Annotated in this window: 20 protein-coding genes; 12 read left to right on the forward strand and 8 right to left on the reverse strand. The window is 62.5% G+C overall.

Translation table 11 applies throughout. The annotated features are described in order from the left end of the window. Positions 1–4 precede the first annotated feature (4 nt). The 5 genes from L6D64_RS06045 to L6D64_RS06065 form a co-directional block, all read right to left on the reverse strand. The gene (locus L6D64_RS06045; RefSeq protein WP_176508260.1) at positions 5–1,483 is read right to left on the reverse strand and encodes an alginate export family protein; all 1,479 of its coding nucleotides are present in this window, start codon (positions 1,481–1,483) and stop codon (positions 5–7) included. After that, entirely contained in the window at positions 1,480–2,907 is a 1,428-nt protein-coding gene (gene algK, locus L6D64_RS06050; RefSeq protein ID WP_176508262.1) for an alginate biosynthesis TPR repeat lipoprotein AlgK, read from the reverse strand. Before algK ends, L6D64_RS06045 begins: the two co-directional genes overlap by 4 nt. Positions 2,908–2,919: 12 nt before the next feature. Next, positions 2,920–4,086, reverse strand: coding sequence for an alginate biosynthesis protein Alg44 (locus L6D64_RS06055; protein ID WP_176508263.1), 1,167 nt, complete (start codon positions 4,084–4,086; stop codon positions 2,920–2,922). Between the two features lie 37 nt (positions 4,087–4,123). Further along, on the reverse strand, positions 4,124–5,605 hold the full coding sequence (locus L6D64_RS06060) for a glycosyltransferase family 2 protein (protein ID WP_176508265.1): 1,482 nt from the start codon (positions 5,603–5,605) through the stop codon (positions 4,124–4,126). A gap of 73 nt (positions 5,606–5,678) precedes the next feature. After that, on the reverse strand, positions 5,679–6,995 hold the full coding sequence (locus L6D64_RS06065) for a nucleotide sugar dehydrogenase (RefSeq protein WP_176508267.1): 1,317 nt from the start codon (positions 6,993–6,995) through the stop codon (positions 5,679–5,681). 931 nt (positions 6,996–7,926) lie between these two features. Between L6D64_RS06065 and L6D64_RS06070 the strand changes: the two genes are divergently transcribed. The 6 genes from L6D64_RS06070 to L6D64_RS06095 all read left to right on the forward strand — a co-directional run bounded on the left by L6D64_RS06070 (position 7,927) and on the right by L6D64_RS06095 (position 13,774). After that, on the forward strand, positions 7,927–8,367 hold the full coding sequence (locus tag L6D64_RS06070) for a hypothetical protein (RefSeq protein ID WP_176508269.1): 441 nt from the start codon (positions 7,927–7,929) through the stop codon (positions 8,365–8,367). A gap of 86 nt (positions 8,368–8,453) precedes the next feature. Beyond that, the gene (locus L6D64_RS06075) at positions 8,454–9,245 is read left to right on the forward strand and encodes a hypothetical protein (RefSeq protein WP_176508271.1); all 792 of its coding nucleotides are present in this window, start codon (positions 8,454–8,456) and stop codon (positions 9,243–9,245) included. Next, complete coding sequence (locus L6D64_RS06080) at positions 9,242–9,907, forward strand: ABC transporter ATP-binding protein (protein WP_176508273.1); 666 nt, start codon at positions 9,242–9,244, stop codon at positions 9,905–9,907. The genes L6D64_RS06075 and L6D64_RS06080 overlap by 4 nt, the downstream gene beginning before the upstream one ends. Beyond that, positions 9,900–11,072, forward strand: coding sequence for an ABC transporter permease (locus L6D64_RS06085; protein WP_176508275.1), 1,173 nt, complete (start codon positions 9,900–9,902; stop codon positions 11,070–11,072). Before L6D64_RS06080 ends, L6D64_RS06085 begins: the two co-directional genes overlap by 8 nt. Then, on the forward strand, positions 11,065–12,528 hold the full coding sequence (locus L6D64_RS06090) for a TolC family protein (RefSeq protein WP_176508277.1): 1,464 nt from the start codon (positions 11,065–11,067) through the stop codon (positions 12,526–12,528). Before L6D64_RS06085 ends, L6D64_RS06090 begins: the two co-directional genes overlap by 8 nt. Then, positions 12,521–13,774 (forward strand): efflux RND transporter periplasmic adaptor subunit, encoded by a 1,254-nt coding sequence (locus L6D64_RS06095; RefSeq protein WP_176508278.1) that lies wholly within the window; start codon positions 12,521–12,523, stop codon positions 13,772–13,774. Before L6D64_RS06090 ends, L6D64_RS06095 begins: the two co-directional genes overlap by 8 nt. Here the strand turns inward: L6D64_RS06095 and yaaA are convergent. Next, the gene (gene yaaA / locus L6D64_RS06100; protein ID WP_176508280.1) at positions 13,759–14,538 is read right to left on the reverse strand and encodes a peroxide stress protein YaaA; all 780 of its coding nucleotides are present in this window, start codon (positions 14,536–14,538) and stop codon (positions 13,759–13,761) included. The genes L6D64_RS06095 and yaaA overlap by 16 nt on opposite strands. Before the next feature lie 137 nt (positions 14,539–14,675). On the opposite strand from yaaA, the gene L6D64_RS06105 reads away from it, so the two are divergent. The 5 genes from L6D64_RS06105 to moaE all read left to right on the forward strand — a co-directional run bounded on the left by L6D64_RS06105 (position 14,676) and on the right by moaE (position 18,741). After that, the gene (locus tag L6D64_RS06105) at positions 14,676–15,803 is read left to right on the forward strand and encodes a polysaccharide deacetylase family protein (protein ID WP_176508281.1); all 1,128 of its coding nucleotides are present in this window, start codon (positions 14,676–14,678) and stop codon (positions 15,801–15,803) included. Positions 15,804–16,085: 282 nt separating this feature from the next. Continuing rightward, positions 16,086–17,480, forward strand: coding sequence for a PhoH family protein (locus L6D64_RS06110; RefSeq protein ID WP_176508283.1), 1,395 nt, complete (start codon positions 16,086–16,088; stop codon positions 17,478–17,480). Positions 17,481–17,576: 96 nt separating this feature from the next. Then, a complete protein-coding gene (gene moaC / locus L6D64_RS06115) occupies positions 17,577–18,047 on the forward strand; it encodes a cyclic pyranopterin monophosphate synthase MoaC (protein WP_054884662.1) in 471 nt (156 codons plus the stop codon). Further along, on the forward strand, positions 18,047–18,292 hold the full coding sequence (gene moaD / locus L6D64_RS06120; RefSeq protein WP_176508284.1) for a molybdopterin converting factor subunit 1: 246 nt from the start codon (positions 18,047–18,049) through the stop codon (positions 18,290–18,292). Before moaC ends, moaD begins: the two co-directional genes overlap by 1 nt. A gap of 2 nt (positions 18,293–18,294) precedes the next feature. After that, the gene (gene moaE / locus L6D64_RS06125; RefSeq protein WP_176508286.1) at positions 18,295–18,741 is read left to right on the forward strand and encodes a molybdopterin synthase catalytic subunit MoaE; all 447 of its coding nucleotides are present in this window, start codon (positions 18,295–18,297) and stop codon (positions 18,739–18,741) included. Positions 18,742–18,807: 66 nt separating this feature from the next. Here moaE and rhlB read toward each other — a convergent pair whose 3' ends face one another. After that, positions 18,808–20,271, reverse strand: coding sequence for an ATP-dependent RNA helicase RhlB (gene rhlB / locus L6D64_RS06130; protein ID WP_176508288.1), 1,464 nt, complete (start codon positions 20,269–20,271; stop codon positions 18,808–18,810). Between the two features lie 100 nt (positions 20,272–20,371). Then, positions 20,372–21,028 carry an alpha/beta hydrolase gene (locus L6D64_RS06135; RefSeq protein ID WP_176508290.1) on the reverse strand — a complete coding sequence of 219 codons (657 nt, stop codon included), beginning with the start codon at positions 21,026–21,028 and terminating at the stop codon, positions 20,372–20,374. Between the two features lie 331 nt (positions 21,029–21,359). Here L6D64_RS06135 and L6D64_RS06140 point away from each other — a divergent pair, with 331 nt between their 5' ends. Further along, on the forward strand, positions 21,360–22,388 hold the full coding sequence (locus tag L6D64_RS06140; RefSeq protein WP_176508291.1) for an amino acid ABC transporter substrate-binding protein: 1,029 nt from the start codon (positions 21,360–21,362) through the stop codon (positions 22,386–22,388). Positions 22,389–22,405: the final 17 nt, after the last annotated feature.

Here is a 22,405-nt window from a genome sequence, read left to right on the forward strand (position 1 = left end):
GGCCTCAGAAGCGCCAGATCACGTCGACGAAGGCGCGGTGCATGTAAGAGTCCGCTTCCTTGCCATAGGCATCGCCCGGCTTGAACACACCGGCACGCAGGCGCACCAGGGCGGAAGGCTCGTCGATCGCCTGGCTCATCGAGGCCGGCAGCAGGCCTTGCTTGAAGTACTTGGTGACGACCACGTCCATTTCCTGGCCCAGGTCTTTTTCGCCATCGACCAGTTGGCGGTTCACGCCGTTGTCGTCGACCACTGCATTGATGCCGCTGGAACCGATGTTCTGGTTGCCGTCGACACGCCAGAACTTGTGGTAGATGAGGCTGGCGTCGTAGTCGTCGCGCAGCTGCCAGGAGGCGAACAGGGTGGCCGCCTGCAGGTTGCCCAGCTCGCCGCGGAAGGCTTCGCCGAAGCGGTGCACGCGCGAGCGGGTGCCGGTGAAGTTGGAGCGGTTGCTCTCAAGGCCGGTCTGCTCGAAGTTGTTCGAACCGTCGTCGCCACCGCCGCCACTGCCGCGGGCGTAGGCCGCACCGACCTGCCATTGCGGGTCCAGGCGCAGGCGGATGCCGAGGTCGGTGGCCCATGCGTTGACATTGCCGCTCTGCTTGCCGGTGGCCACGGTCTGGTCGCCGACGGTCTGGCTGCTGAGGGTGTCGCGGTCACCGGTCAGCCAGGTGACACTGCCCCAGTAGTTGACGGTGTGGTCGTTGCGCCAGTTGTAGGCGTCGCTGTTGGCTTCCAGGCCCAGCCAGGTGAGGTCGCCGGTGCGGGTCTTGTCCAGCGCGTCGACGGTTTCGCCCGGGTTTTTCAGGCTGCCGCTGTCATGGGTGTGTTGGGCGCGCAGGCCGACCCAGTGACCCGGGGTCCATTGCGTGGCGACGTTGCCGTAGATGTGGGTGCGGTCCTTGTCTTCCGGGGCCAGCTCGGTGAGGTCGGTACGGTATTCGCTGAAGCGCTGGGCAACGCCCAGGTCGGCCTTGAGCAGGGTGGTGTCGAAGGTCCAGTTCAGCGCTTCGATGTTGGTGTCGCGCCACATGCCATCGTCGCTGCGCAGGCGCTGGCGGCCGAGGCGCAGTTGCTCGCCCGGGTAGGCAGTGAGGCCGCTGTAGCCGACCCAGAACTCGCGCATGGCCAGGTAGCTCTTGTCCTGCTTGCGGCCATCGGCGGCAGTGTCGGTGGTGGTGCCGTCGTCGTTCTGGCGCAGGGTATCGGTTTCGATGGTGTCGGTGGCGGTGACCGCCTGGCCCATGGCGTAGGCGCTCCAGTTGCCGCGCTCGCCGTACACCCAGGGGCGCAGGTCGAGGCCCAGGCCGTTGACGTCGCCGCCAGGGCGGGTGCCGAGGTCACGGTCGTCTTCCGACTGGCCGGTGATTTTCACATCCAGGCCGAAGTTCTTTTCAGCGGTCATTTCCGCCAGGGTCGGGCAGGACCACAGCAGGGCGAAGCTCAGGCCAATGCCGGCTTTCACGAATGGATTGAGCGTCATAGCGAGTCCTCAGCTTCTACTTCTTTTTCGTCGTCTTGCAGCGCTTCGAGGGCCAAGGTGCTGTTGGCACCCTGGAGCATGCTGCCGCGCGCCTGCTTTTCCTGCGCCAGCAGGTTCTGCGCCTGGGTACGCTGGTCAGGCGTGAGTTGCTGGTCGAGCTGCTGCAGCAGTTCGCTGGACTGTGGTGTCGGGTTGACCTGGGACAGTTGGGCGAACACCCAGGCGTTGCCCGGCTGTGGACGGATGCCATGGCCTTCGCTGAACAGCTGGGCGAGGGCATAGTCGGCGCTGTTCTGGCCGCCACGGGCGGCAGCCAGCAGGTGGTCGACGGCCTTTTGCGGCTCGACATGGCCCAGGTAACCGCGGCGGTACAGCTGGCCGAGGTAGTAATGGGCGCTGATTTCGCCGGCGTCGGCGGCGGCCTGCAGGTGTTGCTCGGCCTTCTTGGCATCGGCTGGCAGGGTCTTGCCTTCGTAGTACAGGCGGCCCAGCAGCAGTTCGGCGCGTGGCTGTTCGGCCTCGCGGCCCTTGTCGATGTAGGCCATCAGCTGGTCGGTGTCGCCCAGTTCGGGGAAGTCGTACAGCAGCTGCGCCAGGCTGACCCACGACGCCGGGTTGGCCGGGGCGACCTGTTCGAGCAAGTCCTTGGCGGTTTTCTCGTCGGTCTGGCCGAGGCTGCGATCAGCCAGCACGCGGGCAACGCTGTCGACCCGGGTGGCCGGCACCGCGCCACGGCTGTAGGCGGATTTGAGCTGCTCAAGCAGGGCGGCCTGTTGATCGGCCTGGCCACGCTTCTGGTAAACGGTGGCCAGCTCGACGTAGCAGATGTCGGTAGCGTTCAGCGCGGCTTTGCAGATTTTCTCGACGTCGCCCAGGTGCTGGTCGTAGGTGCCCTGGGTACGGTACAGCAGCACCTGGGCCAGGCCCGCTTCCGGGTTGCCGGCGGCGCGCCATTGGTCGATCTGCTGCTGCGCGTTGACCTTGGGGAAGCTCTGCGGGTAGGTCAGGTAGAGCATCGCCAGCGGGATCAGGGTATTGCTTTCACCTTGCCTGGCGGCGGCCTTGAGCAAGGTTTGCGCTTCTTCACGCTCGGCCTGCGTGCTGTCGGGCTTGGCTACCAGCAGGCGGCCAAGGCGTGCCTGGGCACGCGGCGAGGTAGATGCGGCAGCGCGGTAGGTGGCTTCGGCCTCCTTGATTTTCACCGGGTCGCGAGTGGCGACCTTGATGTCGGCCAAGCCCACTTGTGCGTCGCTGTAACCCAGGTCGGCCAGGGCCTTGTAGTTGCGCTCGGCCAATGCGGTGTCGCCGCGCTTGAGGGCTTCGTTGGCCAGGCGCTGGTCGGGCAGGCCCGCACAGCCGGCCAGGGCGACCGCGGCCGCCAGGGCACAGAGGCCCAGGCTTGCGCTTTTCTTATGGGGAATCATCACGGGATCCTCTTACAGACCGCGGGCCACGGCTTTGTCGATTAGCCAGTTCAGCGAAGGGCCACGGTCGCTGTTGACCGAAGCCGGGCGGCCGGCGAGTTCGGCAGGCATGGCGCTGTCGGGCTTGATCTGCACGCGGATGTCGGAGGCCAGGTCATCGCTGTTGAGGCTGGCGCTGCTGACGATCTGGCCGGTACGGACTTCGTCTTCGCCGGCCACCTGGAAGTTGACCCGGGTGCCTGGCTTGACCTCGTCGAACTGGCGATAGCTGAAGCGGGCCTCGACCATCGGGGTGGTGGTACGTGGCACCAGCTGGAAGATCGGCTGCCCCTTGGCAGCGTACTGGCCGTCGTCCACCAGCTGGCGCGCGACCACGCAATCGCACGGGCTGGTCAGGGTGCCGGAGAGCTGCTTGCCGAACAGTTCCTCGATCTTTGCCGGTTCCAGCTGCGAGTCGTCCAGGCTGCCCTTGAGCATGTCCAGCATGCTGGTGGTAAAGCTGGCCAGCGGTGCGCCTTTGACGATCTGCCCGCCGGTTTCGGCCAGGCTGTTGACGGTACCGTCGCGCGGCATGGTGACGGTGGTGGTCGGCACGGCGACCACGCCGGCTTCGGCATGGCTGACGAAGTACATGCCGTACAGCGATTTGGCGACGAAACCAAAGGCGGCCACACCGACCACGAACACGCCGAGGGTTACCGTCACGGCCTTCAGCCGGCCGAAGGCGGACAGGCCGGAGCCACTGTCCTTCTGCTTGCGGGCCTTGGTGAAGTTGTCGCGCTGCAGGGTGCTGAGCACGTCGCCGACGGTGATCAGCTCACCCGACAGGTGGGTGGTGATGATGTGGCGCAGGGTGGCGATGTCGCGCGGTTCGAGGTTCTGGAACTGCGCGCCGGTGCGGCCGCTGCTGCGGTCGTGGGCGCGCACCTGGAATTCGATGTCCATCGACAGGCCGAGGTTGTCGACCGTGAACTGCAGGCGACCGCGCAGCACTTCACCGACCGACAGTGGCTGTTGGGTGTGGAAGCTCAGGCCACCGGCGGAGAGGTCGTCGACCTTCACATCGTGGGCCTGGCGTTCTTTGTCGAGGAAACGCAGCTTGGCCGGGATGCGCACCCGGGCGTGTTGGCGCTGGGCTTCGGACTCATGCACGACGTTGACGTTCACGGCGGTATTCATCTTGGTTTGTTCCTGTTAGTTCCGATCCGGGTTGGGCTCACACGACCATGAACAGCACAGCGACGAAGATGCTGGCAGCCGAGAAGGTCATGGTCCGCGAGGACCAGGTGTTGAACCATTGTTGAAAACTGGCGAGGTCACGCTTGAGGGCAGTCGGTTGGCGGGTCCAGGACTGCTTGTCGAGGCGGAAGAACACGTAGATCTTCATCAGCGCGCCGACGATCTGGTTGTAATAGAGAATCAGCGGGTAGGCCGGGCCGACGTTGTGGCCGGAGCACAGCAACATGATGGTGAGGATCAGGCGGGTGATGCCGATCCACAGCAGGTACACCAGCAGGTAGCCCATGCCGAACTTGAGGCTGGCGATCACCGCCACGGTCAGCCCGAGCAGGCTGGTCCACATCGACACGCGCTGGTCGAACAGCACGATGCTGGTGAACAGGCCCAGGCGGCGCAGGCCGAGGCCCAGTGCACGGGAGTTCTGCCGCAGGTTGTTGCCGTACCAGCGGTACATCAGCTTGCGGCTGGCCTTGAAGAAGCTCTTCTCCGGTGGGTGCTCGACCGTGTTGATCGCGGCGTCCGGCACGTAGAAGGTGTCGTAGCCCAGGCGCATCAGGCTGAACCAGCTGGACTTGTCGTCACCGGTGAGGAACTTGAAGCGGCCCAGGCGCCAGTGCATCAGCGAGTCGCTTTCGACGTCGGCGATGAACTCAGGGTTGGTCACGACGCTGGCGCGGAACATCGACATGCGCCCGGTCATGGTCAGCACGCGCTTGGACAGGGCCATCGAGCACATGTTGATGTGGCGCTGGGCGAAACGCAGCTTGTGCCACTCGCTCATGATGTAGCCGCCGCGCACTTCGCAGAACTCGTTGGTGGTCAGGCCGCCGACGTTGGGGAACAGCTTGAACCACGGCACGGTCTTGCGCACCACGCCTTCGCCGAGCACGGTGTCGCCGTCGATCACCGCGACCACGGCGTTTTCATCAGGCAGCATCCGCGAGATGGCGCGGAAGCCGTAGGCCAGGCCGTCGCGCTTGCCGGTACCGGCAATGCGCACGATGTCCAGTTTGACGTGTGCGGGCGGGTTGTAGCGGGCCCACAGGCTCTTGACCAGCAGTTCATCGGACATCTCCACCAGCGAGCAGACCACGGTGGTGGGGTAGCCGCATTCGATCGCTTCGCGGATCACCGAGCTGTACACCTGGGCGGTGGTCAGCGCTTCGATACGGAAGCTGGTGACCATCAGGTACACGTGCGATGGCGCGGCGGAGTCGCCCATCTTCTGCACTTTGCGGCGCAGATACGGGTAGACGCCGTAGAGGAAGATCATGCCGCGGATGAAATGGGTGGCGCCCATGGAATAGCGCCAGATGCCGACTGCGCCGACCAGGAAGATGAAGTGCTTCGACTGCGAGTCGAAGATATCGGCTGGCAGGGCCAGGGCGATCAGCATGAGCAGGCTCATGTAGAGCAGCCACCCGGCGCACTGCAACAGCACTGTCTGGAGCCTTTGCATGTTCAGCATCCGTCGAGAATTCGGGAAAGGGTGGGCAGCGATGGTGGGGAGGCCACCGCTGCCCGGTCGGGCATTACCAGCAAATGCCTTCGGTACGGCTGGTGGTGCAGGTTGGCTTGCTCATGAAGCCGACCAGGTCGATCACCTGCTTGCCTTCCGGCGCTTGCTCGGCAAGGGCGCGGAACTGCTCGTCACGGTTGCCCAGGACGATGATGTCGGCGTTGTCGATGACCTTCTGGAAGTCGGCGTTGAGCAGCGACGAGACGTGCGGGATCTTCGACTCGATGTACTCTTTGTTCGCCCCGTGGACGCGGGCGTACTCGACGTTCTCGTCGTAGATATCCAACTGGTAGCCCTTGCCGATCAGGCGTTCGGCCAGTTCCACCAGCGGGCTTTCGCGCAGGTCGTCGGTGCCTGCCTTGAAGCTCAGGCCGAGCAGGGCGACCTTGCGCTTGTCGTGGGCTTCGATCAGCTCGAAGGCGTTCTGCACCTGCGATTCGTTGCTGCGCATCAGCGAGTCGAGCAGTGGTGCACGCACGTCCAGGGAAGCGGCGCGGTAGGTGAGGGCGCGCACGTCTTTCGGCAGGCACGAGCCGCCGAAGGCGAAGCCAGGGCGCATGTAGTACTGCGACAGGTTCAGCACCTTGTCCTGGCAGACGACTTCCATCACATCACGGCCATCCACGCCGACCGCCTTGGCGATGTTGCCGATCTCGTTGGCGAAGGTGACCTTGGTGGCGTGCCACACGTTGCAGGTGTACTTGATCATCTCGGCCACTTCGATCGGCTTGCGGATGACCGGCGCGTCGAGCTCTTCGTACAGGGCTTGCAGCACGTCGCCGCTGGCCTTGTCCAGTTCACCGATGACCGTCATCGGTGGGTGGTCGTAGTCCTTGATCGCGGTACTTTCACGCAGGAACTCCGGGTTCACGGCAACACCGAAGTCGGTACCGGCCTTCTTGCCCGAGCAGTCTTCGAGAATCGGGATCACCACGTTCTTCACGGTGCCCGGCAGCACGGTGCTGCGGACCACGATGGTGTGGCGACGCTCGCTGTCGCGCAGCACGTAGCCGATTTCGCGGCACACCGACTCGATGTACTCCAGGCCCAGGTCGCCGTTCTTCTTGCTCGGGGTACCGACGCAGATCATCGACACGTCGCTGGCGCGGATGGCCTCGGCGAAGTCGGTGGTGCCACGCAGGCGGCCGTTGGCGATGCCTTGTTGCAGCAGTGCTTCCAGGCCAGGTTCGACGATGGGCGACTTGCCCTGGTTGATCAGGTCGATCTTGGTCTTGGACACGTCCACACCAATCACGTCATGACCTCGCGCCGTCAGGCAGCCTGCACAGACCGCACCCACATAACCCAAACCAAAGATGCTGATACGCATCGCTATCACCTCATGTGTTTATCACGCCAGCTCTTCCGGGAAGAGCCGGACTGGGTTGATTAACAACAGTTTTCAGGCGCACGGATCCATGGGCGAAAGCTCACTTCGCCGAGCGCAGGCATGAATAAATCCGTCGCGCACAAAGTTGTGCACTAAAAGTTGGCAGTATTAAGCCAGTACTTAAAAGGCGTGCCCTGTAATGCAGCCGTCTTTATTGCAAAGCGCTACTTGGCGCCATGCTGTGCTTGTTTTTTCAAGTGGAAAAATCCTTTGAAATCAACCACTAGGACGAGTTTGAAAGGGCGCGTTACTCCTCTTTGGGCAGCGCCTGCGGGGGTTCCCGTTGCGTCTGCCAGATTATCGAAGCGGGTAGTGATACCTGCCGGTTGTCATCTGTAAGTCATCTCTCACACCGCAGGGGCAGGAAATTCGTTACGGCACTATGAGCGATGGGGCGTGGGAGAAGTTCCGAGGTGGGTTCCGCTTCGATGAAAGATTTTTAAATAATTTTTCAGTAGCTAATACTTTCAAACTGATAGCACGTTGCAGTTTCGCCCCCGTATATAAAGGACATGGTCGGAGCAGGATGTTGGAGTGCCATCATGGAAAAAATTTTTTCGAAATCCGTCAAAAAAGCACGAACGGTCTTATGACGGTTGGCGATAAGCCTGTCTGTGTCGTTTTTATGGCGCCTGTTTCTTGACTTTCCGGCATCTGGACAACCGCCCCGCAATGGGGCGTTGGTTGTCACATATCCGGTAACACACAAAGGCCTCACGAAAGCTAAGGCTTTTTCCGGCGCTGCCGTTATTCCCTTTGGACGCTCCGTTGAGCTGTCCATGTACGACGGAGCGTCTTGGGCAGCCTCAGGCCACTGGCCAGCGAGGGCGTCTCATCCACCAGATAACACGGAAGAGACGGGATAAAGCTTATGAAGAAAACAACACAGGTGCTGATCGGCGGGGTATCGCTGCTGCTGGCTGGGATGGTCCAGGCTGGGCCGCCCGTAAATGTGACGTTCAAGAATCTCGGTGGGGAGGACGCCGAGCTAAAAATGGTAACTGCCAATGAAAGCAGTACCTACCAGATAGCCACTCCGAAGCCTGCCAACAAAGTAGCGCCGAAGATGCAGACCACCTTCGATGTGCAGCGTGTGATAAGTCCTGACGTCAATGCAGCAATGGTACGGTATACCCTGGGTCGTAAGACGTGCGCGTTTGGGACCTCTTTCCAGATGAGACTTTTACCAGGAGGCATAAAACAGCCGGAGTGGACCAAGACAGCGACCCCGAGCGGAGGGGCGACCTGCACAGCGAACATTACGCGTACGAATGCCGATTACTCATGGTCAGTTGAATTCACCATGAAGTAATTTGCATCTTTTGATTGGCGGCAGCACGCACCTTTCTGGTCCGCGTGTTGCTGCCGAACGGCGGGTATTTTCTGGTGGGGTGATATATGAAACTTCCAATAAATACGGCTTTCGCAAAAACAGAAATGACAGAAACGCTGCCGGTAAGGCGAGGCCCAAGTGTCGAGGAAGAGCCACAGATCCAGGCTCTTGCAAGTGCCCAAAAGGCAGAGGAATCAGCGCTTTCAAGCCTTTCTCGTCAGCTCAGCGCTGCAGCGCAACGCGCGGCGATTCGAGACAGTCAGCTTTCTCGTAGCGAACTGTCGGCATTGGCTTCACGCGTGCTGGATAAACTGACGGGAGCAAGTTACTTATTCAGCAAGTCATCTTACGATAACTTTCTACCCGACACCGATGAGGTGGAGCTGTTGGAGCGGGCTCAACAAGCCAACGACTTTGCTAATGGTCGAGGCCCCAATCCGTTTACGCGTTTATCTTCTGATCAACTTAGTTTGATTACCTATGATGAAGGCGGTGACTTTACTGTCAATGAGCGACGCGCCGCGCGGTTGGAATTGGCGAGTCGACGATCGGAATGGTCTGTCTACATAACCCGGAAAATGGAAGGCGAACGCCAGTCAACAGGAGGGATAGAACAAGGTTTACGCGAAATCATAGAATATTACAGAGCGCTTCCGGCCATAGAAGAGGCACAAATTCAGGGTAACTGGGAGATGGATTACAAAATGATGCTTTCTCGCAACCGTGAAGAGGGCGAGGCATCAGGTATGTCATTGATCGAGAGGGTTGCCAGACAATGGAATACGGAAGAAAAGCTGCCCCCGGTGCCGTTTGATCCCACCACCGATGCAATTGGCAAGGAGGGCACCGAGCGATGACCTCGATCATTTCCCTGCACGGCATCACCCGCCGTCTCGGAGGCGAAGCCGTCCTGCAGGACGTATCGTTATCTTTCCCCGCAGGCCAGTCTTGCGCCATCATCGGTGCATCCGGATCTGGCAAAAGCACGTTGCTCAACCTGATTGGTCTCCTTGACCAGCCCTGTCACGGGCGCCTGGTCCTGGATGGGCGTGAACTGGCACAGGCTGATGACGACCAGCGTGCCATCACCCGTAATCGCCTGCTTGGTTTCGTGTTCCAGAGTTTCAACCTGCTGCCAAGGCTGTCCGTGCTGGACAATGTTGCGTTGCCGTTGAGCTATCGTGGCATTCGGCTGGCTTCGGCTCGGCAGGCCGCCAAGGTTGCGCTGGAGAAGGTCGGCCTGGAGCATCGGGTGAAATATCGCCCTGCCGATCTGTCCGGTGGCCAGCGTCAGCGAGTGGCAATTGCCAGGGCTTTGGTTACACAACCACCGATTCTGCTGGCCGATGAGCCCACGGGCAACCTCGATGGTAACACGGCACAGGACATCATCGGCCTGCTGACGCGTCTGCAGCGTGAACAGCGCATGACATGGCTGATGGTGACGCACGACCCGGCCCTGGCGCAGTGCATGGACCGCTGCCTGCTGGTTCGCGACGGGGGCGTATTCGATGCCTGAAGCCGCCTACGGCCCAGGCTGGCAGCAGCGCTTCAACGAGGCGCTGTCCAGCGTTCGGCAGTTGGGCGCCCGCGCCTGGCTTGCGCTGTCAGGCATCGCAGTCGGCTGTGCCGCGCTGGTGGCCTTGATGAATATCGGCCACAGCGCGACCCAGTTTGCCCGGCAACTGTTCCAGGGCCTGGGAAGCGCGTTGCTGGTGGTCAACCTTCAGGCCACGGCCGAAGGCGGCATGCCCGTGCGTCTGGACCTGGTCGGATTGCCGCCGGGGATCCGAGCTGTGGCCCCACTGGCAGCCGGTGTGTTCGCCGTGCAGTTCAAAGGGGAGAGCGTCGAGGCGATGGTGGCAGGCAGCAGTGCACAGTTGTTCGAGGCCATCGACCTCAAGGTTGCCAGGGGCCGCTCGCTGTCTGCTTACGATGACCCGGCCGCGCATGTGCTGTTGGGGGCTTCGCTGGCGGCGCGGTTGCAGGCGAGGCCGGGTGACCGCGTGCAATTGGGTAGCTATCTGTTCGATGTGGTCGGCGTGCTCGCGCCACGAGGGTACAACCCGATGTTGCCGATCAATTTCAACGACAGCGTGTTGATGCCGTTGCCAGGCATGCGTCGCTTGAGCCCGATACCCGAGGTGGCGACGCTGATCGCGAAGGGGGCCGATGCCGCGACCCTGGTCCAGGCGGCACGTTCGTTGGAGCGCTACCTGCGCGCCAGGCTCACGCAGCATGAGGTAGATGTCCAGTTACCACGGCAGATGCTGGACGGCATGGCGGGTCAGTCGCGGGTGATGTCCGGGCTGCTGGCCGGCACCGCCGCCGTTGCCATGCTGCTGGGCGGTGTGGGGGTGATGAATGTGATGGTGATGAACGTGGTGCAGCGTCGACGCGAAATCGGCGTGCGCATGGCCCTGGGCGCGCGTGCTCGGGATATCGCCTGGCAGTTCCTGCTTGAGGCGCTGCTGTTGTCCGTTGCCGGCGCGCTGCTGGGAGCGGTGCTGGGCCTGTTGGCCGCCTTGCTGTTCGCTCGGGGATCAGGGTGGGATTTTGCGCTCGATGCAAGGTCGCTTCCGGCGAGCATGGGCATGTCGCTGATCCTGGGGCTGTTCTTCGGTTTGCAGCCTGCCCTGGCAGCGGCGCGTCTGCAGCCCTTTGTCGCGTTGCGTGATGAGTAAGTGGCTGGCGATGGCCTGTATCTGGTCATTACCCCTGTTGGCCATGGCCGAGCGCGCTTTGCACCCGTCCCGGCCGACCTTGCAGCAGGCAGGCCCGGTGAGTGCCTTGTCGGCAATGCACGGCGAACCCGTGGAGATCGACCTGGCCGATGCCGTTGGCCTGGCCCTGCGCGACAACCGGGCGATCCGCAGTGCCTACCTTGAGCGTGTCGCGCAGAAGTTCGACCTGCGCGTGGCCCATGACCGGTTCGCCCCGCAGCTGTCGCTCAAGGCACGCTACCTGGGCAATCGCAATCATGCCGATCGTTACCGTGAGGCGCAGCTGGCCCCGAGCGCCAGCCTGCTGACCCCGTACGGAACGCGCCTGAGCCTGGACTGGGATTACGGGCATACCCGAGCCGATTCGGCGGGGCCGCGGTACCGGGATGGCGCCAGCCTGATGATCGTCCAGCCGTTGCTGCGCGGCGCCGGACGCGATATCGCCAGCGCACCGCTGCGCCAGGCCACGCTGGCTGAACAGTCGAACCGCCTGGCGCTCGCCGATGACGTGGCGCAGGTCATTACCCGGACGCTGCTGTCGTACCGGGAGCTGCTGCGTGCCCAGGAGCAACTGCGTATCGCCGAAGATAGCCTGTTGCGTGCCCGTCAGCTGGTGGCAGTAAGCCACGCCTTGATCGCCGCCGGGCGCATGGCTGCCTTTGAAGTCGTGCAGGCAGAAGCCGAGGTTGCCAGTCAGGAACTGACCGTCGAAGGCAGCCGCAACCAGCTGCATCACAGCCGCGTAGCCCTCGCGCAATTGCTCGCCCTGGACCTTGCGACCCCGCTGCGGGCCGCGGAGCGGCTGCTGGCCGAGCGTCGGCAGGTAAGCACGGAGCAGGCCCTGGCCCGCGCCGAAGCGTTGCAGCCGACCTATCTGATGCAACAGCTGGCGACCGAACAGGCGGCCATCGCGTTGCAGGTCGCCAGCAACGCGCAATGGTGGGACCTGTCACTGGTCGGTGGGGCCAGCCAGATGCGTCAACGGCCCGGCAGTGAAGCGGCATGGGAGCACTACCTGGGGCTGGAGCTGGAGGTACCGATCGGTGACCTGAGTCGCCGCCAGGCGCAGGTACGGGCCCAGGTCGAGGTGGAAACCCAGCGCCTGGGCCTGGTCGAATCCCGTCAACAGCTTGAGCGTGATGTGAGCACCGCGATACGCGACCTGCAGGTGCGCTGGCGACAGCTGGAAATCGCCGGACGGGCGTTGGCCCTGACCCGGCGCAAACTGGACATCGAACAGCAAAAGCTCGCGGCAGGGCGCTCGAGCAATTTCCAGGTGCTCAGTTTCGAGAGTGATCTGCGTCAGGCGCAAAGCACGCAACTCGAAGCTACGATCGCGTACCTGGATGCGCAGGTCGTCCTCGACCAGGTCGTAGGGACCACGTTGCTCAACTGGCAGGTGAGCCTCAATGATTAAGTGGGGCTTTTGGCTGGCGGTAGCGATCACCGGTGGTGTTCTGGCGATGTTGAACTGGCCCAGCGCCGTGCAGCCGCGCGAACAGAGGTGGCTGCGGGTCGAACCGCAATCGCTTGAAAACCGTCTGGGGCTTGTCGGCAGACTTCAGGCGGCACGTCAGGTGACACTGAGTGCGCCGTTCGCTGGCGTGGTCGCGGCAATGCCGGTTGAGGAAGGGCAGCGCGTCGAGGCAGGCCAGCCGTTGATCAGCCTGGACACTGCTCAGCTGGACATCCAGCTGCGCCGTGCTCAGGCCGAGCGCCTCAAGGCGCAGGACCAGCTCTTGCAGTTGCGTAGCTGGCAAGGCGGCCCGCAGGTGGCGCGTGGTTTGCGCGCTGTGGGGGCAGCCCGCGCAGCCATGGCGGCCACCCAGGCGAGCCTGGATGACACCCAGCGCCTGTTTGAGCGTGGCATCGTCGCCCGTATGGAAGTCGCCAGCCTCGAACAACTGCTCGGGGCGCAGCGTCAGGCGTTGCTGGATGCCGAACAGGAGTTGCGGCTGACGCGTGCCCGGGGGCAGGGCGATGCGTTGTTGATCGCTGAAATGGAGCTCGCCAACGCGCAAGCACGCTGGCAAATCCTGACCAGGATGCGTGAGCAGCAGGTAATCGAGGCGCCTTTCGCTGGCGTGCTCTTGCCCGTGAGCACGGAGGCCGGCCGCGGCGGCCGGCAGTTACACGTCGGGCAAGCGGTGAGCCAGGGGATGGCGTTGTTGACGCTGGTCGACCTGGAGCGTCTGCAAGTGATGGCCAGGCTGGAAGAGCACGATCTGGTCAAGGTGCGCGAGGGCATGGAGGTTGAAGCCGTCATTGCCGGGCAGCGGCTTGCAGGCCGCATCGACCGTATTGCCATGCAGGCTCGCGACGATACGGCCCAGGGAGCCTGGTATGACGTGCGAGTCGATCTGGATTTGCCGGCCGCACCCCTGCAATTGGGCCTGCGCCTGGGCATGAGCGCCCAGTTGCAGTTGTTGCTGCATCGCCAGGAACGGGCGATGGTGGTACCCGCGCCCGCGTTGCAGGTGGACGAGGCCGGGCGCACCTATGTGCTGTTTCGGGCCGACGAAACCCAGGCGCCGCGCAAAGTCCCGGTCACGGCAGGTCCGGCAGGGGTGCAGGGGGTCGAAGTCCAGGGCCTGGAAAGTGGTTACGTGCTGATTGCGCCGGAGCCGCCAGACGGCTCCGATCTTGATCATTCGGCCGGGTGATCGCGCAGGAACACCAGGTGATCCGGCTTGGACTGCTCGGCACTGTAGGCGTAGCCCTGCACGTCGAACTGCTTGAGTTGCTCCGGGTCGTTGACCCGCTCCTGAATGACGAAGCGGCTCATCATGCCGCGGGCCTTCTTGGCATAGAAGCTGATGATCTTGTACTGGCCGTTCTTCAGGTCCTTGAAGTCGACGTTGATTACCCGGGCCTTCAGTGCGCTGCGTTTCACGGCGCTGAAGTACTCGTTGCTGGCCAGGTTCAGCAGCAGGTCGTCGCCTTGGTCGGCCAGCGCCTGGTTCAGCCATTCGCTGATACGCGTGCCCCAGAAGGCATACAGGTCCTTGCCGCGGGCGTTGGCCAGCTTGGTGCCCATCTCCAGGCGGTAGGGTTGCATCAGGTCGAGCGGACGCAGCAGGCCATACAGGCCGGAGAGCATGCGCAGGTGCTCCTGGGCATGGCTGAAGTCGTCTTCACTCAGGGTTTCGGCATCCAGGCCGGTATACACGTCACCTTTGAAGGCCAGCAGTGCCTGCTTGGCGTTGGCTGGAGTGAAATCAGGGGTCCAGCTGCCGAAGCGTGCGGCATTGAGGCCGGCGAGCTTGTCGGACAGGTGCATCAGCTCGCTGATCTGCGCGGGCGACAGTTCGCGCAGCTGCAGGATCAGTTCCTGGGAATCGTCCAGGTATTGCGGCAGGGTGAAGCGCTCGGTCACCGGCGCGGTGTCATAGTCGAGAGTCTTGGCGGGGGAAATCACCGTCAGCATCGGGTCGGCTCCTGAAATCGTTGCGGGGAATTCTACGGTTCGCGGCCAGGAACGCCAAACTATGGCGACAATAGTCACAGACCATCGTCAGAGCAGGCGTTATAGTGCGCGTTTTGGCTGTCACGGAGAGATTGATCGTGCGCATTGCCGGGGCCTTGCTGGCCACCTTGTTGAGCTTGGCCGCCCAGGCCGCCCCCGTGCCCCCGGCCAGCCTGGACCGCAGCCAGTGGCCCGAGCAACTGGATAGCCCGGTGCTGTTCGACGTCGCCTCGCGGGCCGAGATCCTGTCGTTTGCCCGAGTCCTGCATGAAAGCGAGCTGCTCGACGATGCCACACTGGCTGCGCGGCTGGGTTTGCGGCAGATCAACCTGCAGAAGATTCGCGCCGTGCGTGCGCAGATGTGGCAGCGTTTGTGGCAGGGCTACCAGCAGGCCCAGCGCAGTTGCGAGCAAGACGCCTCGTTCTGCTATCTGCTGGAGTCAATGGCCGATTTGCGCACCAAGGCGGCGACATTCGCTGCCGATGTCGGCACGTTCTATACCGGTTGGATCGAGCCGAGCCATCAGTTCCATGTCCGTTACCTGGATGAGCAGTTGCGCAAGGCAGCGTTGTTGCCGCAGACCAGCAGCGAGGTCGAACGCCTGTCCAGCCGCGAGCGCAATGGCGATGAGCTGAACGACCGCCTGTTTCTGCTGACCTTCGTCGGTGGCCCCGGGCCTGATGGCGCAAGTACCGATGAACTCACCGAGTACCTGCGCAAGCAGAAGCTGCAGGGCACCTTCTTTGTCCTGGGCAATCGCCTGCAGCAGCGGCGCGATGCCGGCACGGCCAACGCGCTGACCGATCTTTACGCCGGCCAATGCGTGGGCATCCAGGGCTGGGAATATCGCTCCCACGCCCAGTGGCAAGGCTGGCAGGATTCGATCAAACGCGCCCAGGCGCGGGTTCAGGCCGACCTGCCGGAGCAATACGTGCCACTGTTCCGCCCGCCTTATGGGCAGCGCCGGGCTGACGCCGAAGCGTTCATGGCCAGCCAGCAGCTGCGGGTTTCGCTATGGGACATCGACGCTCAGGATGATGGCGCGCTGACTGCCGAAGCGTCGGCCCAGCGGGTGATAACCCTGATGCTGTTATGGCGCAAGGGAGTGATCCAGTTCCATGACAGCCTGCCCAAGGCTCGGACGGCGGTCGAGTGGTTGCTGCACAATACCGCGCAAAGCGGCATTGGCTGGGAGGGTTGCCGCGATTACGCCTATCGCGAATAGAGGGTATGACTTCTGACTGTAGTCTCGTCTGGTGCTGCCGCCAAGCGCTCTTCGTCAATCGGAAAAATAAACTTCAAAATCTCGTAAAAATGCTTTTTTCGGTCATGGCTTTTGCGGTATGAAGAAACCAGACAGCCGATTCCTGCAGCACAGGTGGCGTCATCCAGGCCCACCTTGCCAGGTACGCTTCCCGCCCGTAGCAACGCGGATACGGGGAGAACGGCGGTCACTCTGCGGCGCACACAGAGCGTGCCGTGTGGCTTCGACATAAGGTGACCGAGTATGGATGACCAAGGACGCAACCCTTCCTCCAGCAAGCCAATCCTCTATGTGCTCGATACCAACGTCCTGATTCACGACCCCAACGCATTACTCAACTTCGAGGAGCATCACGTCGCCATTCCGATGACGGTGCTGGAGGAACTCGACAAGCTCAAGACCGGTAAACAGACCATCGCCGCCGAATGTCGCCAGGCCATCCGCCTGATCGACCAGACCCTCGGTGACGCTTCGCCCAGCGATGTCGAGCAGGGCGTGCCGATCCAGCGTGGCAAGAGCGGCGCCAAGGGCTACTTGTCGATCCTGATGAGCCCGCGCAACGAACCCAGCAAGTTGCTGCCGGAAAACCTCAACGACAACATCATCATCAACACCCTGTTCGAAGTACGCAGCCGGCGCACCGACCTGGACGTGGTGCTGGTTACCAAAGACATCAACATGCGCCTGAAGGCGCGCGCCTGCGGGATCGCGGCCGAGGACTACAGTACCGACCAGTTGGTTGACGACGTCTCGCTGCTGTCCAAGGGCTATCACTCGGTCACCGGCTCGTTCTGGGACCGGGTCAGCAAAGTCGATACCCGCCAGGAGCGTGGCCGCACCTGGCATCGGGTGCAGATGATCGATAACCTGCCGGCCGTGCATATCAACGAGTTCATCATTGATGAGCAGGGTTTTGTCGGCTGGGTAAAAGGCATTCGCAACGACGAACTGCTATTGCTCGACCTGCACCAGGAACCCTTGCTGCACCAGGAAGCCTGGGGCCTGAAGCCGCGGGACATTCATCAGAGCCTGGCGCTGTTCGCCTTGCTCGACCCGGACATCCACCTGGTGAACCTGACCGGCGCTGCCGGCTCCGGCAAGACCATCCTGGCCCTGGCCGCGGCCATCGAGCAGACCATGGTCAGCAAGCGCTACCGGCGCATCATCGCCACCCGCAGCGTGCAGGGGCTGGACCAGGAGATCGGCTTCCTGCCGGGCACCGAGGCGGAAAAGATGGAGCCTTGGCTGGGTGCCATCACCGACAACCTGGAAGCCTTGCACATGGACGATGAAAGCACCCATGGCAGCGTCGAATACATCCTCGAACGCGTTCCGCTGCAGTTCAAGTCGCTGAACTACATTCGTGGGCGCAGCTTCCAGCAGAGCCTGATCCTGATCGACGAGTGCCAGAACCTCACGCCGCACCAGATGAAGACCATCATCACCCGGGCCGGCTCCGGTTCCAAGGTGGTGTGCCTGGGCAACCTGGCGCAGATCGACACGCCTTACCTGTCCGCGACCAGTTCGGGGCTGACCTACCTGACCGAGCGTTTCAAGGACTTCCCCCATGGCGTGCACATCACCTTGCAGGGTGTGCCACGCTCGGTGTTGGCCGAGTACGCCGAATCTCACCTGTAGCGCTCCCGGCCGGGCGGCCCGCCGCCCGGCTTTTTTCCGCTGCGCAAACCTGACCCACGGGTTTACACTCTCCGTTCCCTTCACAGGAGCAGAGCAGTGCTGACTCATCTTGATTCCCAGGGGCGCGCCAACATGGTCGACGTCACTGAAAAGGCCGTGACCGAGCGCGAGGCCGTGGCCGAGGCGCGGGTGCGCATGTTGCCGCAGACCTTGCAGATGATCGTCGACGGCGAGCATCCCAAGGGCGATGTGTTCGCCGTGGCGCGCATTGCCGGCATCCAGGCGGCGAAGAAGACCAGTGACCTCATCCCGCTGTGCCACCCGCTGATGCTCACCAGCGTCAAGGTCGAACTGAGCGCCGAAGGCCAGGACGCGGTGCGTATCCTCGCCCGCTGCAAGCTGGCCGGCCAGACCGGCGTCGAGATGGAAGCGCTGACTGCCGCCAGCGTCGCTGCGCTGACGATCTATGACATGTGCAAGGCGGTGGACAAGGGCATGGTCATCGAACAGGTGCGCCTGCTGGAAAAAGTCGGCGGCAAGAGTGGGCACTACAAGGTGGAGGCGTAATGAAGGTCAAGGTGATGTACTTCGCCCGTTACCGTGAATTGCTGGGCGTCGATGCCGAGCGCCTGGAAGGCGAGTTCAACGTGGTCGACGATGTGCGCCAGGCCTTGGTGGCCAAAGGTGGGCAGTATGCGGTGCTGGCCGAACAGAACCTCATGAGTGCGCGCAACGAAGAGCTGTGCAAGCTCGACGAGCCGCTGGAAGAGGGTGATGAAGTGGCCTTCTTCCCACCGGTGACCGGAGGCTGAACATGGCAGTGCGAGTGCAACACGGGGCGTTCGACCCGGGGGCCGAGGTCAATGCCATGCATGCGGCCAATGTCGGCGTTGGTGCCGTGGTCGGTTTCGTCGGCTATGTCCGCGATTTCAACGATGGCCGGGAAGTGGCGGGAATGTTCCTCGAACATTACCCGGGCATGACCGAGAAGGCCTTGACCAAGATCGTGGTCGAGGCCGAGCAGCGCTGGCCGTTGCTCAAGGTCGAGGTGCTGCACCGCATCGGTGCGCTGGAGCCGGGTGAGCCGATCGTCTTTGTCGGCGTGGCCAGTGCCCATCGGCAGGCGGCATTCGACGCCTGCAATTTCATCATGGACTACCTGAAGACCCGGGCACCGTTCTGGAAGAAGGAAAATACCCAGGAAGGGCCGAGGTGGGTGGAAGGCAAGCAGAGTGACCAGGATGCCGCTGGGCGCTGGTAAACCTTCCGTTTGGTGCCGGGGCGTTGCTCCGCTTCGCGGGATTACCCGCGAAGATTCCAGCGCCGATCAGTGGTGCTTGCGAGGCACCGGTTTGAGCAGCTCATCTGGCGGCATCTCGCACTTGATCTTGCGCCCCAGCAGCTCTTCGATCGCCGGTAGCTGGTAGGAATCATCCTCACCGGCAAAGCTGATCGACACGCCGCTGGTGCCCGCGCGGCCGGTACGGCCAATGCGGTGCACATAGTCGTCCGGGTCTTCCGGCAGGGTAAAGTTGATCACGTGGCTGATGCCGTCGATGTGGATCCCGCGCCCGGCCACATCAGTGGCCACCAGCACGGTGATGCGGCCTTCGCGGAAGTTTTCCAGGGTGCGAATACGCTTGTGCTGCGGTACGTCACCGGACAACTGCGCGGCATTGATACCGTCGCGCACGAGTTTTTCCTCGATACGCCGTACCTCGTCCTTGCGGTTGGCAAACACCATCACCCGTTCCCAGTTGTTCTGGGTAACCAGGTTGTAAAGCAGTTTGTACTTGTCGCTGCCGGCCACCGCGTAGACGTGTTGTTCGACCGTTTCGCTGGCGACGTTCTCCGGCTCGATCTCGACGATCGCCGGGTTGGTGGTCCACTGCTTGGCCAGGTTCATCACGTCGTCGGTGAAGGTGGCGGAGAACAGCAGGGTCTGGCGTTCGCTCTTCGGCGGGGTCTGGCGGATGATCTGCCGCACCTGGGGGATGAAACCCATGTCGAGCATGCGGTCGGCTTCATCCAGCACCATCACCTCGACCATGTCCAGGTGCACCTCGCCGCGTTGGTTGAAGTCCAGTAGGCGGCCCGGGGTGGCCACCAGAATGTCGCAATGACGGGCTTCCAGCGCTTTGAGCTGCTTGTCGAAGTCCATGCCGCCGACGAAGCTCATCACGTTCAGGCCGGTGTACCGGGTCAGGGCGACGGCGTCCTTGGCGATCTGCACCACCAGCTCGCGGGTTGGCGCGATGATCAGCGCACGCGGCTCGCCCATGTAGCGCTCTTTGGGCGGCGGCGTCTGCTGCAGCTGGGAAATGATCGAAATCAGGAATGCCGCGGTCTTGCCGGTACCGGTCTGGGCGCGGCCGATGGCGTCCTGGCCGGCCAGGGTATAACCCAGTACCTGCGCCTGGATCGGCGTGCAGTAAGGGAAACCGAGGTCGTGAATGGCGTGCATCAGCTCGTTGGAGAGCTTGAAGTCGTGGAAGCGGGTCTTGCCCTCTTGCGGCTCGACCACGAAGTCTTCCGGCTTCCACAGGCTCGCCTGGGGCTTTGGCTTGCGTTCGCGGCGTGGTTTGTCCTTGGCCGGCTTGTCGGCAGGCGCTGCCGCGTGGGCGGGTGCTTCTGCTTTGGCGGTGGGCTTGGCGCGGGGCGCGGCCGGTTTCGGCGCGGGCCGGGCCTCGGCAGTGGGGGCGGGCGCCGTCGGCGTCACGCTGGCAGCAGGAGCGGCGGGCTGTGCCGCAGCGTCTCCTTTGCCGAATATTTTCTTGAGTGCCTTGAGCACGATCGTCTCATCAACTGGTTAAGGAATGTACGCCGGGCAGTGTAAAGCAAGATTTGGGCGCGGCGTAGCGGAAAACTCCCACAACTACAAATGCTCGGGCTTATTGCAATTGCTTGCTCAGCCAGTCGTGGATATCGCTCAGTTCTTCGACCACCACCTCGTGCTCCATCGGGTATTCATGCCAGCGCGCGGCGACACCCCAGGTATTGAGGTATTCGAACGCGGTGCGGCCCATGGACGGAATCACCACCGGGTCGTGCACGCCATGCAGGCAGAGGGCCGGGGTGCGTTGCTGGCAGGCGCTCAGCTGGTGGCCATCGGTGAAGGTCGGGGCGTAGGTGGACAGGGCGATCACTCCGCCCAGCGCTTCTTGCCACTTTATATAGGTAGTGTGCAGCACCACCGCGCCACCCTGGGAGAAACCGGCGATGAAGATCCGCGACAGGTTGATGCCCTTGGCCTGCTCGGCCTTGATCAAACCGATGATCTGCTCGGCTGACGCTTCCAGCTGTGCTTCGTCGATGGCGCGGGCCGGGGTCATGGCCTTGATGTCATACCAGCTGGGCATGGCGTAGCCGCCGTTGATGGTCACCGGCCGGGTCGGTGCCTGGGGCATGACGAAGCGGGTGCTGGTCAGCCGTTCCTGCATGAATTCGGCAACAGGTAGGAAGTCGTAACGGTCGGCACCCAAACCGTGCAACCAGATCACACAGGCGTCAGCGGTTTTCTGGGGTTCGAGAATCAACGGGTTGGTCATGACTGCTCCGAAAGAGTGCGGATGTTATTAGGCCGTGCGTGAAAAGAAGGCGCTGCAATTGATTGTCGGAAAAAGAATGTCGCAACGATACAACTTTCCCTACTTGACGAGCGCTTAAACGCTACAGCCAGCAAATCTGGTACGCGCTTTGCAATTCTTCATTCGATGCAAAGGGCGGGCCGTGACGGTAACACCCTCTGCACGCGAAGGCTGTCACAGAACAGCCCATTGCGCCAATTGACCCAATAACAAGCCAACAAGGGTCGGATGCGCCTCATAAGGGTGCGGTGCAATTCCGGCTCGTACAACAAGAGCGATTTGGAGGTTGTGAATGAAGATGTTGAAAACCACCCTGGCAGTCCTGACCGCTGCCGCTGCACTGGGCGCCGTGAGCACCGCCCAGGCCGGCGCCACCCTCGATGCGGTAAAGAAGAAGGGCTTCGTCCAGTGTGGCGTGAGCGACGGTCTTCCAGGCTTCTCGGTACCTGATGCGCAGGGCAAGATCGTCGGTATCGACGCCGATGTCTGCCGCGCCGTGGCCGCTGCCGTATTCGGCGACGCGACCAAGGTCAAGTTCAGCCAGCTCAACGCCAAGGAACGCTTCACCGCGCTGCAGTCGGGCGAAGTCGACGTGCTGTCGCGCAACACCACCTGGACCAGCTCGCGCGATGCCGGCATGGGCCTGGTGTTCGCGGGCGTGACCTACTACGACGGCGTTGGCTTCCTGGTCAATAAAAAGCTCGGCGTTTCCAGCGCCAAGGAGCTCGACGGTGCGACCATCTGCATCCAGGCCGGTACCACCACCGAGCTGAACGTGTCGGACTTCTTCCGGGCTAACGGCCTGAAGTACACCCCGATCACCTTCGACACCTCCGACGAAAGTGCCAAGTCGCTGGAATCCGGCCGTTGCGACGTACTGACCTCGGACAAGTCGCAACTGTTCGCCCAGCGCTCCAAGCTGGCCGCGCCGACCGACTACGTGGTACTGCCGGAAACCATCTCCAAGGAGCCGCTCGGCCCGGTGGTGCGTAAAGGCGACGAAGAATGGTTCAGCATCGTCAAGTGGACCCTGTTCGCCATGCTCAACGCCGAAGAGGCCGGCATCACCTCGAAGAACGTCGAGGCCGAAGCCAAGGCCACCAAGAACCCGGACGTCGCCCGCCTGCTGGGTGCGGACGGTGAATATGGCAAGGACCTCAAGCTGCCCAAAGACTGGGTAGTACAGATCGTCAAGCAAGTCGGTAACTACGGCGAAGTGTTCGAGAAGAACCTGGGCCAGGGCACCGACCTGAAGATCGACCGTGGCATGAACGCCCTGTGGAACAACGGCGGCATCCAGTACGCGCCACCTGTGCGCTGATGGCTGCACCCTGCGGC

The sequence above is a fragment of the Pseudomonas urethralis genome (genome assembly GCF_021602465.1).
Classification (GTDB): domain Bacteria; phylum Pseudomonadota; class Gammaproteobacteria; order Pseudomonadales; family Pseudomonadaceae; genus Aquipseudomonas; species Aquipseudomonas vlassakiae.

Coding starts and splice junctions, on each gene's coding strand:
- L6D64_RS06075 (WP_176508271.1), top strand. CDS start 8,454: ATGAAACTTCCAATAAATACGGCTTTCGCAAAAACAGAAATGACAGAA.
- L6D64_RS06110 (WP_176508283.1), top strand. CDS start 16,086: ATGGATGACCAAGGACGCAACCCTTCCTCCAGCAAGCCAATCCTCTAT.
- algK (WP_176508262.1), bottom strand. CDS start 2,907: ATGATTCCCCATAAGAAAAGCGCAAGCCTGGGCCTCTGTGCCCTGGCG.
- L6D64_RS06090 (WP_176508277.1), top strand. CDS start 11,065: ATGAGTAAGTGGCTGGCGATGGCCTGTATCTGGTCATTACCCCTGTTG.
- moaD (WP_176508284.1), top strand. CDS start 18,047: ATGAAGGTCAAGGTGATGTACTTCGCCCGTTACCGTGAATTGCTGGGC.
- L6D64_RS06045 (WP_176508260.1), bottom strand. CDS start 1,483: ATGACGCTCAATCCATTCGTGAAAGCCGGCATTGGCCTGAGCTTCGCC.
- L6D64_RS06080 (WP_176508273.1), top strand. CDS start 9,242: ATGACCTCGATCATTTCCCTGCACGGCATCACCCGCCGTCTCGGAGGC.
- L6D64_RS06095 (WP_176508278.1), top strand. CDS start 12,521: ATGATTAAGTGGGGCTTTTGGCTGGCGGTAGCGATCACCGGTGGTGTT.
- L6D64_RS06065 (WP_176508267.1), bottom strand. CDS start 6,995: ATGCGTATCAGCATCTTTGGTTTGGGTTATGTGGGTGCGGTCTGTGCA.
- L6D64_RS06135 (WP_176508290.1), bottom strand. CDS start 21,028: ATGACCAACCCGTTGATTCTCGAACCCCAGAAAACCGCTGACGCCTGT.
- L6D64_RS06085 (WP_176508275.1), top strand. CDS start 9,900: ATGCCTGAAGCCGCCTACGGCCCAGGCTGGCAGCAGCGCTTCAACGAG.
- yaaA (WP_176508280.1), bottom strand. CDS start 14,538: ATGCTGACGGTGATTTCCCCCGCCAAGACTCTCGACTATGACACCGCG.
- L6D64_RS06140 (WP_176508291.1), top strand. CDS start 21,360: ATGAAGATGTTGAAAACCACCCTGGCAGTCCTGACCGCTGCCGCTGCA.
- L6D64_RS06055 (WP_176508263.1), bottom strand. CDS start 4,086: ATGAATACCGCCGTGAACGTCAACGTCGTGCATGAGTCCGAAGCCCAG.
- L6D64_RS06070 (WP_176508269.1), top strand. CDS start 7,927: ATGAAGAAAACAACACAGGTGCTGATCGGCGGGGTATCGCTGCTGCTG.
- moaE (WP_176508286.1), top strand. CDS start 18,295: ATGGCAGTGCGAGTGCAACACGGGGCGTTCGACCCGGGGGCCGAGGTC.
- L6D64_RS06060 (WP_176508265.1), bottom strand. CDS start 5,605: ATGCAAAGGCTCCAGACAGTGCTGTTGCAGTGCGCCGGGTGGCTGCTC.